10 protein-coding genes are annotated in these 11,775 nt (G+C 64.1%); 9 read left to right on the plus strand and 1 reads right to left on the minus strand.

Features of this window, described 5'->3' with window-relative positions:
* Positions 1 to 32 precede the first annotated feature (32 nt).
* Both AC5WEY_RS10545 and AC5WEY_RS10550 read left to right on the plus strand, forming a co-directional pair.
* Entirely contained in the window at positions 33 to 1,649 is a 1,617-nt protein-coding gene (locus AC5WEY_RS10545) for an AMP-binding protein (protein WP_495645875.1), read from the plus strand.
* A gap of 31 nt (positions 1,650 to 1,680) precedes the next feature.
* Complete coding sequence (locus AC5WEY_RS10550; protein WP_495645876.1) at positions 1,681 to 3,627, plus strand: acetoacetate--CoA ligase; 1,947 nt, start codon at positions 1,681 to 1,683, stop codon at positions 3,625 to 3,627.
* Here the strand turns inward: AC5WEY_RS10550 and AC5WEY_RS10555 are convergent.
* Entirely contained in the window at positions 3,603 to 4,037 is a 435-nt protein-coding gene (locus tag AC5WEY_RS10555; protein ID WP_495645877.1) for an acyl-CoA thioesterase, read from the minus strand. The two genes, AC5WEY_RS10550 and AC5WEY_RS10555, sit on opposite strands and share 25 nt — an antisense overlap.
* Before the next feature lie 52 nt (positions 4,038 to 4,089).
* Between AC5WEY_RS10555 and AC5WEY_RS10560 the strand changes: the two genes are divergently transcribed.
* The 7 genes from AC5WEY_RS10560 to AC5WEY_RS10590 all read left to right on the plus strand — a co-directional run bounded on the left by AC5WEY_RS10560 (position 4,090) and on the right by AC5WEY_RS10590 (position 11,529).
* Positions 4,090 to 5,544, plus strand: coding sequence for an amidohydrolase (locus AC5WEY_RS10560; RefSeq protein WP_495645878.1), 1,455 nt, complete (start codon positions 4,090 to 4,092; stop codon positions 5,542 to 5,544).
* A 103-nt stretch (positions 5,545 to 5,647) separates the two neighbouring features.
* Positions 5,648 to 6,076: a hypothetical protein gene (locus tag AC5WEY_RS10565; RefSeq protein ID WP_495645879.1), complete on the plus strand. Its 429-nt coding sequence runs from the start codon at positions 5,648 to 5,650 to the stop codon at positions 6,074 to 6,076.
* The gene (locus AC5WEY_RS10570) at positions 6,073 to 7,563 is read left to right on the plus strand and encodes a sensor histidine kinase (protein WP_495645880.1); all 1,491 of its coding nucleotides are present in this window, start codon (positions 6,073 to 6,075) and stop codon (positions 7,561 to 7,563) included. The genes AC5WEY_RS10565 and AC5WEY_RS10570 overlap by 4 nt, the downstream gene beginning before the upstream one ends.
* 10 nt (positions 7,564 to 7,573) lie before the next feature.
* Positions 7,574 to 8,233, plus strand: a complete 660-nt coding sequence (locus AC5WEY_RS10575) for a response regulator transcription factor (protein ID WP_057475691.1) — start codon at positions 7,574 to 7,576, stop codon at positions 8,231 to 8,233.
* Positions 8,234 to 8,306: 73 nt separating this feature from the next.
* On the plus strand, positions 8,307 to 9,806 hold the full coding sequence (locus tag AC5WEY_RS10580; RefSeq protein ID WP_495645881.1) for an SLC13 family permease: 1,500 nt from the start codon (positions 8,307 to 8,309) through the stop codon (positions 9,804 to 9,806).
* A gap of 30 nt (positions 9,807 to 9,836) precedes the next feature.
* Positions 9,837 to 11,030, plus strand: coding sequence for a glycerate kinase family protein (locus tag AC5WEY_RS10585; protein ID WP_495645882.1), 1,194 nt, complete (start codon positions 9,837 to 9,839; stop codon positions 11,028 to 11,030).
* Positions 11,031 to 11,103: 73 nt separating this feature from the next.
* Positions 11,104 to 11,529, plus strand: coding sequence for a PPOX class F420-dependent oxidoreductase (locus tag AC5WEY_RS10590; protein WP_495645883.1), 426 nt, complete (start codon positions 11,104 to 11,106; stop codon positions 11,527 to 11,529).
* Positions 11,530 to 11,775: the final 246 nt, after the last annotated feature.

Raw genomic sequence — 11,775 nt, forward strand, 5'->3', positions numbered from 1 at the left:
TGCGCGTGACGGCGGTCACTACCGTGGGGTGCATGGACAGTTATTCTTCCGGTGCGTCGGACATTGCGGTTCTCGACGAGACCATCGGCGCGAATCTGGATCGAACCGCGGCGACGTTCTCCGAGCGTGACGCGTTGATCGACGTACCCTCCGGACGACGTTGGACCTACTCGGAGTTCGTCGCCGACGTCGATCTGTTGGCGGCTGGACTACTGGTGGCCGGTGTCGCGGTCGGTGATCGAGTGGGAATATGGGCACCCAACTGTCCCGAATGGGTTCTGGCGCAGTATGCGACAGCGAAGATCGGGGCGGTGCTGGTCAACATCAACCCGGCGTATCGGTCACACGAGCTGCAATTCGTCCTGAAACAGGCCGCTGTCTCGGTGTTGTTGTCGGCCAGCGAGTTCAAGGGCTCGGACTACGCCGCGATGATCGAGAACGCGCGACCCGAGGTGCCGTCGCTGCGAGAGGTTCTGTTCATCGGGAGCATCCAGTGGGAAGCTATGACCGATCGTGGGCACCGTGCCTTGGCGAAGACTCCCAGGATGATCTCCGACGTGTCCGAGCAGCTTCGGGCCGATGACGCGATCAACATTCAATACACTTCGGGGACAACGGGTTTCCCGAAGGGTGCGACGCTGAGTCACCGGAACATCCTCAACAACGGATTCTTCGTCGGCGAGCTCTGCCACTACACCGCCGAGGACCGGGTGTGTATCCCGGTGCCGTTCTATCACTGCTTCGGCATGGTGATGGGCAATCTGGCGTCTACCTCGCACGGCTCGGCGATGGTCATTCCAGGACCCTCCTTCGATCCGGTCGCGACACTGACCGCCGTGGAATCGGAGAAATGCACGTCGCTCTACGGCGTCCCGACGATGTTCATCGCCGAGCTGGCATTGGAGAACTTCGACGCCTTCGATCTGAGCAGTCTGCGGACCGGAATCATGGCCGGATCACCGTGCCCCACCGAGGTGATGAAGCAGGTGATCGAGCGCATGGGGATGACGGAGGTGTCGATCTGCTATGGCATGACCGAGACGTCCCCGGTGTCGCTGCAGACTCGAAGCGACGACTCCATCGAACAGCGAGTGTCCACCGTGGGTCGGGTGGGTCCGCATCTCGAAGTGAAGATCGTGGACCCGATGGACGGCAGCACCTTGCCACGTGGTCAGGCGGGCGAACTGTGCACGCGCGGCTACTCGGTGATGCTGGGCTACTGGGAGCAGCCGGAGAAGACCGCCGAAGCCATCGACACCGAGGGGTGGATGCACACCGGCGACATCGGGGTGATGGACGAGGACGGCTACGTGGCCATCACCGGACGGATCAAGGACATGGTGATTCGCGGCGGTGAGAACATCTATCCCCGCGAAGTCGAGGAGTTTCTCTACACCCATCCCGACATTCTCGACGCCCAGGTGATCGGTGTTCCCGACCAGAAGTACGGCGAGGAGCTCATGGTGTGGATCAGGATGAGAGACGATGCCCCGCCGCTCGATTCGGACTCGGTGCGGGCGTTCTGCGATGGCCGGCTCGCGCACTACAAGATTCCGCGGTACGTGCACGTCGTCGACGAGTTCCCGATGACGGTCACCGGCAAGGTACGCAAGGTGGAAATGCGTGAGCGGTCGCTCGGATTGATCTGACGGCGATCGCTCGGCTGACATACTCACGTACATGGACAGTGCGCTGTGGACGCCGACGGAATCCGATCTCGCCGAGGCGCGGGTGACCGAGTTCGCGCGGTTCGTCGAGCAACGCCACGATGTGCTCCTACCGGACTACTCGGCGCTGTGGCGATGGTCGACGAACGAGCTCGAGCTGTTCTGGCGAGCAGTCTGGGACTTCTTCGAGATCCCCTCGGCCGACGAGCCGACCGTCGTGATCGGGGAACGCGGAATGCCGGGTGCGCAGTGGTTTCCGGGAACCGAGTTGAACTACGTGGACCAGGTGATCAGGCACGCTCGACCCGATCGCGAGGCCATCGTCCATGCTCGTGAGGATGGTTCGACGCGGACCGTGAACTGGGCCGAGATGATCGAGCAGGCGGGCGCGCTCGCGGGGACACTCGCAGACAAGGGGGTTCGGCGCGGCGATCGTGTCGTCGGCTATCTCCCGAACGTGCCGGAAGCAGTGATCGCCTTTCTGGCGACCGCGAGTCTGGGCGCGGTGTGGGCCGCCTGTGGGCAGGACTATTCGGCCTCGGCGGCTCTCGATCGTCTGGGACAACTCGAACCCACGGCACTGATCACCGCGGCCGGGTACACCTACGGAGGGAAGTTCCGAGACAAGGCCGCCGATGTGGATGTTCTCGTCGAAGGCCTTCCGACGCTGCGGGCGGTGGTGGTGATCGGCACACCGTCGGGAACGGCGCAGAGTTGGTCCGACGCCACCGCCGTGAGTCGCAAACTCGTGCCGGTGGCCGTCCCGTTCGATCACCCACTGTGGGTAGTGTTCTCGTCCGGCACCACAGGTCTCCCCAAGGGCATCGTGCACGGTCACGGCGGTGTGGTGCTCGAGCACCTCAAATCTGTTGCCCTGCAATCAAATCTGGGATCCGAAGATGTCTTCTTCTGGTACACCAGCCCGAGCTGGATGATGTGGAACTTCCAGATCGCCGGCCTGCTGACCGGTGCCACCATCGTGTGCGCCGACGGAAATCCGTCGTTCCCCACGCCGGATGCGCTGTGGGACATCGCAGCAAGGCTGGGCGTGACGTACCTCGGTACCAGCCCCGGCTACGTGCTCTCGTGCATCAAGACCGACACCCATCCCGGCACCGATCACGACCTGTCGGCTCTGCGAGCGGTCGGGATCACCGGGTCCGCGATGCCGGCATCCTCGTCGATCTGGTTGTCGGAGAGCATCGGTGCGCGGATACCGGTCTTCTCCATCTCGGGTGGTACCGACGTCGTATCGGCGTTTGCCGGGGGAGTGCGAACCGCCCCGGTATGGGCCGGAGAGCTGTCCGTGCCGTTCCTGGGTGTTGCGCTCGACGCCTTCGACGAGGCCGGCAACTCGGTGCGCGGGACGGTGGGCGAATTGGTCGTCACCGAGCCCATGCCGTCGATGCCGCTGTACTTCTGGAACGACGCCGACGGAACTCGCTATCGCGATGCCTATTTCGATACCTACCCAGGGATCTGGCGTCACGGCGATTGGATCACCATCACCGATCATGGCAGTGTTCTCGTGCACGGTCGGTCCGATTCGACCCTGAACCGCAACGGCATCCGAATGGGAAGCGCCGACATCTACCAGGCCGTGGAGTCACTGGATGAGATCACCGAGGCGCTCGTTCTCGGCATAGAGCTGACGGACGGTGGTTACTGGATGCCCTTGTTCGTGGTCGTTCCGGACGGTCTCACCGATGAACTTCGCGGCCGCATCGAATCGGTCATCAGAACGCAGGCGTCGCCGCGACACGTTCCCGACGACGTCATCGCGGTGCAGGCAATCCCGCATACGCGTACCGGGAAGAAGCTCGAGGTGCCACTCAAGCGACTCTTCCAAGGAGCTACGGCAACAAGCACTCTCGAATCCAGCGCGGTCGACGATCCGGCTGCCCTGGCGTGGTTCGTCGACCGGGCGGCCGAGTATCAGCGAGTCCAGCGGGCGAGATAGGCCTTCTCTTCCGGCGCGATGCGGCGCAAGGTTTCGGCACCGACGTCGACCATCGCCATCCGGGTGGTCGCCACCACCGCCGGTGGCGAATCCGGTGCCGCGCCGGCTGCCCGCACCTCGTACCCGATGGTGAAGTCGACGGCGCGCACCTTCTCGAACCAGAGTGTGACGTCGAGCGGACCGTCCGAGTGCCGGAGCGGTTTCTTGTATGCGATGGTCACATTCGCGATCAACGCACTCTTGATCAAGCTCTCGTTCGCCTCGCCCTCACTGAGCAGCCATTCGATACGCGCCTCTTCGAGCAAGGTGACCATGCGGGCGTGATTGATGTGCGCAAATGCGTCCATGTCCGACCAGCGCACTGTAACGGTCGCGTGATACCCGACGGGATCGGTCGGCTCTGTTTTCATTGCTAGAGGATGGCATGCGCGCCGACGATGGCGACGCTCTAGAGTCCCAGGGGTGATTATCGCCAACGTCGCACTGGATGGTTCCGGCGTGCTCTTCGACATCGAACTCGTCGGCTCGGTCATCGCGTCGATCGTCCCGGCAGGCAGTCAGCGCAGTACCGGTGTCGAGGTGCTCGACGGGGGAGGTGGCGTTGCCCTGCCCGGGTTCGTGGACAGCCACGTACACCTGACTCAATGGGCGGCGGCGCGTCGGCGTATCGACGTCGGGCCGGCCATGTCGGCGGCCGATGCCGTCGCACTGGTGTATCCCTATGCGCGAACAGCAGGCGATTCTGTGGTGCGCGCCAATGGCTTTCGTGACGCGCAGTGGCCCGAGGAACCGCACAAGGACCTGCTTGAGAGTGCACTGCCCGGTGCCCGCGTCGCCATGACGAGCATGGACCTGCACACGCTGTGGCTGAGCCCGGCGTTACTCGCAGATCTGGGAATCGATCACCCCACCGGAGTGCTGCGCGATGTCGACGGTCTCGAAGCGGTCATGGCACTCGAGGAACAGGAAGATCCGGCGGAACTCGATCGGGCCGTGCTCGACGCCACGGCAGCGCTGGCGGTCCGCGGAGTCACCGGTGTTGTCGATTTCGAGTTCGCGGACAACAGGACGGTCTGGGATCGACGTCTGTCGGCCGGTTCTCCCGCGGTACGCGTCGATACGACGGTGTGGCCGCAGTGGCTCGACGAAGCAATCGAGCGCGGCGAGCGGACAGGCGACGTCTCGGCGCTCTCGGATCTGATCAGGCGCGGACCACTCAAGGTGATGCTCGACGGTTCACTCAACACCAGAACGGCCTGCTGCCACGACCGTTACCCGGGCGTCGACGGCGACGACGCCTACGGTCTGTTGCTCGAGACCCAGGACAGTCTCTTCGAGCTCGTGTCGCGGGCGTCGCGCAATGGCATCGTGCCGGCGATCCATGCAATCGGCGACCGCGCCAACAGCATCGCACTCGACGCGTTCGAGCGGGCCGGCTGCGGGGGACGAATCGAGCATGCGCAGCAGATCCTTCCAGAGGACATCGGACGTTTCGCCGAACTGGGTGTCGCGGCCTCGGTGCAGCCGCAGCACGCCATGTCCGATCGCGAGATCGCGGAGAATCTGTGGTCCGGCCGGCGCTCGGTGGCGTACGGCTACGGAACGCTCCATCGCAGCGGTGCGAGGCTGCTCTTCGGCTCCGACGCCCCGGTCAGTCCGCCCGAGCCGTTGGCCGGGGTCGCTGCGGCGGTATTTCGAACCGACGACGACCGACCGGCGTGGTTTCCCGAGGAGGCTGTGCCCCTGGACGTCGCGCTGCAGGCCGCCTGCGGTGGTCGTGGGGCCCTCGGAGTGGGGGACGCGGCAGACATCGTCGTACTCGTCGAGCATCCTGAGCACCGGACGGTTCGCGATCTCGTGGATACGGAGATCAGGGCCACGATCTGTGCAGGCGCGCTGACCCACGCAGCGGTCTAGTTACCAGGATCCGGCGGCTCGAGAGGTCGGCCTCGGGGCGAACATGAAAATCTACTCATGTTGCCTTCATCGTCGTCTCACACATCGAAGCGAATGTGGTGATGTGAAGTTCGCACCCAAGATCGCAGTCCTGGCGGCCGTGGTGATCGTGCCGGTCGGCGTAGCGCTCGCGAGTACCGTGCTCGCCGACACCCCACAGCCGCCGAGCTTCGAGCCGCGAGTCACAGTCGGGGTCGCGGCGTCGAGCGCTGCACCGTCGACTACCGCAGCCTCGCCGACTACCGGAGCCCCACCGAATACCACGGCCCCACCGAATACCACGGCCCCACCGGCCACCGCGGGCCCTTCTGTCGACACGGGTTCTGCAGGAGGGACGGCCCCTGCTGCAGCGGACCCTCCGGCTGTACCGCAGTCCATCGTCGTGCCGGCCCCGCCGCCCGTGGAAGTTCTGCCGGACAGGGATGATGATGACGACGTCGGCAACCAGGACGATATGGGCGGCGACGACGATGCGGAAGATGACGACGGGTGAACTCGACCGAAAAAATGATCGACGGCAGTGACGCCCGCACCGAGGTGCTCGCGCCGAAGGTGCCGGAGCCCGAGCCTGCGCTTCGTCGCCCCCGGGTAGGAACGCGTATTCCTGCGCGAGTGCGGATCCTGGGCTGGCTGTTGTTCGTGATGGCACTGGCCATGCTGGCCGTGGGCGTTGCAGTGCGAACAATTCTTCTCGCCGACGTCGAGCGAGATACTGCAGTAGCGCTCGAGCAGGAGATCGGCGAGTTCAGTGAGTTCGCTGCGACCGGCCGCGACCCGGACGATGGGTTGCCGTTCACCAACGTCGCCGATCTGCTCCAGTTGCACCTGCAGCGTCAATACCCGGACGATGACGAGATCCTGTTCGGCTACACCGACCGACTCCTGCGTCAGGAACGCAGCGGTCCGGGCGATCTGGTCAGCGATACGGCCGTCGTATCTGCCATTGTCGACTCACCCGACAGCGTGGGCTTCACACAGACTTCTGAAGGAGAAGTCGCCTGGGCCAAGCAGGTGGCAGAACCTTCGGGCGGGGGCCAGGCCGGGACGTTCGCGATCGGAATCCTCGTCGACCGCGAGCGCGCAGACGTATCCAACACCGTTCGCGTGGTTGTCGGGGTATCACTGATGGCACTGGTGTTCACCGGCGGTATCGCTTGGGTGGTGGCCGGGCAGATTCTTGCGCCCGTACGCCTCGTTCGCCGGACCGCAGCCCAGATCACCACGGACGATCTGTCCAGGCGGATCGAGGTGGAGGGCCGCGACGATGTCGCCGAACTCGCCGACACGTTCAACGACATGCTCGATCGGCTGGAGTCCGCGTTTGCCGCGCAACGACAATTCGTGGACGACGCGAGCCATGAGCTACGGACGCCGATCACGATCGTTCGTGGACATCTCGAACTGATGGGTGATGATCCACGCGAGCGTGAAGAAACGGTTCGGCTCGTTACCGACGAACTGGACCGAATGAACCGGATCGTGGAGGACTTGTTGATTCTTGCCAAAGCCGAGCGGCCGGATTTCGTTCACAGACAACCTGTGGACCTCGAGATCCTCACGCGCGACATCGACGCGAAGGTGCGGGCGCTCGCCGACCGCGACTGGATACTGGGGCACGTGGGCAGGGGCTCGGTGCGGGTCGATCCGCAGCGAGTCACGCAGGCAGTGCTTCAGCTGGCGCAGAATGCGGTATCGCACACCAGGCCCGGCGACAGGATCACCGTGGGCTCGGAGCTCGTCGAAGACCGAGTTCGATTGTGGGTGAACGACACCGGTCCCGGTGTGTCCAGCGAGGATGCGACAGCCATCTTCGAACGGTTTGCCCGCGGAAGTAATGGCTCGAGCCGATCGGACAGTGGGGGTGCAGGTCTGGGACTGAGCATCGTGCGAGCAATCGCCGATGGGCATCGCGGTGCCGCGACGCTCGACAGTCGACCCGGCGCGGGTGCGACATTCGGACTGGACCTGCCGGCCCGATGAGAGACGAACGATGAGCCGAATATTGATCGCCGAGGACAACGAGCGCATCTCGTCCTTCATCGAGAAGGGATTGCGGGCCAACGGTTTCACCACGACCACTGTTGCCGACGGTATCACCGCGATCGACTATGCGACGACCGGAGATTTCGACCTCGTCGTGCTTGATCTGGGCCTGCCCGGCAAAGACGGGTTCGAGGTGATCGCAGCACTGCGCGGTGCCGGTGTCGGTGTTCCCGTGATCATCCTGACTGCCCGTGACTCGGTGCACGACACCGTGACCGGACTCGAAGGCGGAGCGGACGACTACATGACCAAGCCGTTCCGGTTCGAGGAGCTCCTTGCACGTATTCGATTGCGTCTGCGCGGCGGTGACCGAGAGCCCTCGGTCTCCGTTCTGGAATCCGGCTCTCTGGCTGTGGATCTGCTCACCAGGCGTGCCGTGGTGAACGGTGTGGTGGTGTCGCTGACCGCGCGCGAGTTCGTTCTGCTCGAGATGTTTCTCCGTCACCCACGGCAGGTGCTCGCGCGTGAGCAGATCCTCAGTCACGTATGGGGGTACGATTTCGACCCCGGTTCCAATGTCGTCGATGTGTACGTTCGTATGTTGCGCAAGAAGATCGGTTCCGACCGAATCGAGACGGTGCGCGGGATGGGGTATCGACTGGCCTGAGCCGAGCAGCTCATGAAAGAACGCTCATGGACTGTTCATCGCCGTTTCATCGGTCGGTCCGAGACTGGTCGTTATGAACACGGTCAGCTTCAGAACGCAGCCACCTCCTCTTCCACAGCCGATGCTGGCGTGGCGCTTTCGCGATCTGATGACTCGTCGGGTGATTCAAATCATCATGAGTTCGGTTGCGCTGCTTGCGCTTCTGGCTGTGCTCTCCGGAGCGGCAGAAGGGTTGCCCAGCGCGGGACGGACGACGCTCGTCGTGTTCACTGCAGCTGTTGCACTCTGGGTGTTCACCAAGATCGACGACACCTACGTCGCTCTCGGCGCCGCGCTGGCTCTGGTGCTGACCGGTGTGGTGAGTACGGACGCACTGTTCGATACCCTCGGCGAGGAGACCATCTGGCTTCTCATCGCGGCATTCATCATCGCCGCTGGAGTTCGTGAGTCCGGTTTGGCAACGCGCGCAGCAGTGTTCATCGTCAGCGGTGCGGGGACTGTGCGTCAGCTCGCTCATCTGGTGACGGCCGCACTCATCGTGACAGCATTCGCAATTCCGGCGACCTCGGGCCGTGCTGCTCTTGCGCTGCCGGTGTTCTTGGCGTTGGCGCAGGCGCTTACCGAGCGCAGGCGAGTGGTGCGGGCGTTGGCAATTCTGTTTCCTACCGTAATTTTGCTGTCCGCTGTGGCGACCCTCATCGGTGCAGGCGCGCACCTGATCACCAGCCAGGTACTGGAGAGTGCGACGGGCACCGGTATCAGCTTCACCGCGTGGTTGCTGCTCGGTGTACCGCTGGCCGTGGTCAGCAGCCATTGCGCAGCGGAACTCGTGCTCGTGCTGTTCACCGATCGTGAGGATCGCCGAATCCCACTGACGGTGAACGTATCCGACATGGCGTCGCGGCTTCCGACGCCGGTGACCGGACCGCTGACCATCGCGGAGAATCGGGCCGCGACGCTGCTGGCCGTGGTCATCGTACTGTGGTGCTCGGAACCGCTGCACGGCGTGCACCCGGCCATCACCGCCCTGCTCGGTGCGTTGATCTCCACCTCTCCGCGTTTCGGTACCACCGACTTCGGAAAGGCTCTCTCGACCGTGCCGTGGTCGCTGCTGCTGTTCATGGCGGCGACACTGGCCCTCGGGACCGCGCTGACGACGTCCGGCGCGGCAGGGTGGCTCTCGGACGGGTTGTTCGCGGTGGTACCGATCGGATCGGCACCGGCCTGGGTGTTCATTGCGGTGGTGATCGTGGTGTCCGTGGCGTCCCATCTGCTCATTCAATCTCGCTCGGCGCGTTCGTCCGTCCTCGTTCCGCTCGTCGTGACCACAGCTTTGGCGCTCGGCGTCGATCCAGTGGCCGCGGCCTTCGCCTCTACGGCTGCAGCGGGCTTCTGTCATACCATGCCGTCCTCGGCGAAGCCGGTGGCAATATTCGCCAAAATTCAAGGTGTGCCGACATATTCACCGAAGGACCTACTGCGGCTGTCCGCATTTCTCGCGCCGTTGACCGCGGTGACAGTGCTGTTCTTCGCCGTGGCCGTGTGGCCTCTGCTCGGCACCCCCATCTCCTGATCTCCCACACTCGACAAGGAACCGATCACCATGCCCTCTTCTACTCCTCTCCGCTTCGTCGTCGCCCCGTCCGGGTTCAAGGAATCTCTCGGTGCCGACGAGGTCGCATCGGCCATCGCTGCGGGTATTCGCCGGGTGGTGCCCGGCGCCATCGTCAGCTCGGTTCCCCTGGTGGACGGGGGTGAAGGGTCCGCCCGTGCACTTGCCGGTGCCACGCTGGGGAAGGTGATCGATGCCGTCGTGACCGGACCGGTAGGCGCGCCGGTCGCTTCCCATTTCGCTTTACTGGGAACCGACGGGCCGGTCACCGCGGTCGTGGAAATGGCGGCGGCTGCCGGCCTGTCGCTGGTTCCGCGAGACATGCGAGACCCGACGGTCACCACGAGTCGGGGAGTCGGTGAGCTCATCCGCGCTGCCCTCGACTACGGTGCCGAGCGAATACTGTTGGGATGCGGCGATTCCGGTACTTCGGACGGCGGCGCGGGACTGCTCCAGGCGCTCGGTGTGAGACTGCTCGATGCGGACGGCCTCGAGTTGGGCGATGGCGGAGGCCAGTTGGTCCGTCTCGATCACATCGATGTGTCCGGCCTCGATCCACGTCTGGCTCCGGGAAGCGGTGTGGAGATCAGGGTTGCGTGCAATCCGCACAACATCCTGTGTGGACCCGGGGGAGTGGCCCGAATCTTCGCGCCGCAAAAGGGAGCTACACCAGAGCAAGTGGAGGTGCTGTCGGCAGCAATGGACCGCTGGGCCGAGGTGTTGGAGCGTGATGTCTCGACACGGCCTGAAGGCCTGAACCTGCGCACCGGGCCCGGGACGGGGGCGTCGGGCGGGATGGGTGCCGGCGTGGCGGCGGTCCTGCGAGCGGAGCTCCTACCGCGCTTCGAGGTGATGCTCGATCATGTCGACCTCGACAGCCTCATATCGACGGCAGATCTGGTGTTGACCGCCGAGGGGTCGATCGACAAGCAGACGCCGAAGGGAAAGATCCCCACGGAGGTCGCCCGCCGAGCAAAGCTCCACGGCAAACCTGTGGTCGCGCTCGCGGGCACCATCGGTCTCGACGCCCGGGCCAACTACGACTCGGGTATCGACGCCTTTGCCGGCATTCTGCCCTCGCCGGTCGAATTGGTCGAAGCGCTCGAACGAGGTGCCGAGTTTCTGACCGATGCCACGGAGCGGGCGATGAGATTGATTTTGATCGGAGCGACCCTGGGCCGCTGAGTCGGGTCGTGCAGACCTGCCGAAGTACGCGAGATCGCAGATCCTGTCGGCCCGGCCGCGTAGCGTATCTGCGATGACGTCGATCACCGATCCGCGTGTGCGTGAGTTCCTCTCCGTGGGAACCCGCACCGGCAAGCTCGGGTACTTGGCCTCCGACGGCAGGCCGCTGGTAGCACCCATCTGGTTCCTCGTCGAGGGCGACGAGATCGTGTTCAACACGGGTGCGGACACGGCCAAGGGCAAGTCCATCCGCCGAGACCCCCGTGTGGTCCTGACCGTCGATCTCGAGCAGCCACCGTACGGTTTCGTCCAGGTGCAGGGAATTGCATCGGTCGACGAGGACCCGGCCGAGCTGGTTCGCACCGCAACCGAGATCGCAGCCCGGTACATGGGCCGCGAGCGTGCCGAGGAGTTCGGCACCAGGAACGGTGTTCCGGGCGAATTGATCGTTCGGGTGACCCCGAACAAGGTCATCGCCGCTTTCGACATGACGGCATGACGACCGACGATCTCTCCGCACTGGGCACTGTAGATTGACCGGGTGCCGAATCGAGTCGGAGTGTGTCGGGTGAACCCGAAACGGGTACCGGCATGTAACGGTCTTGTACATACGTACGGATATGTACTGAAAGGTAACTTCGAGTTGTCACCGGTGAGAAAATAGAGAACGAAGTAAGCAACTTGCTCGACGTGTTCGGTGCCCACCGATCGCTGCTGGTTCAGCAGTCGGTGGGGGCGCGTGTGA

The organism is Rhodococcoides sp. S146-33 (assembly GCF_059489205.1).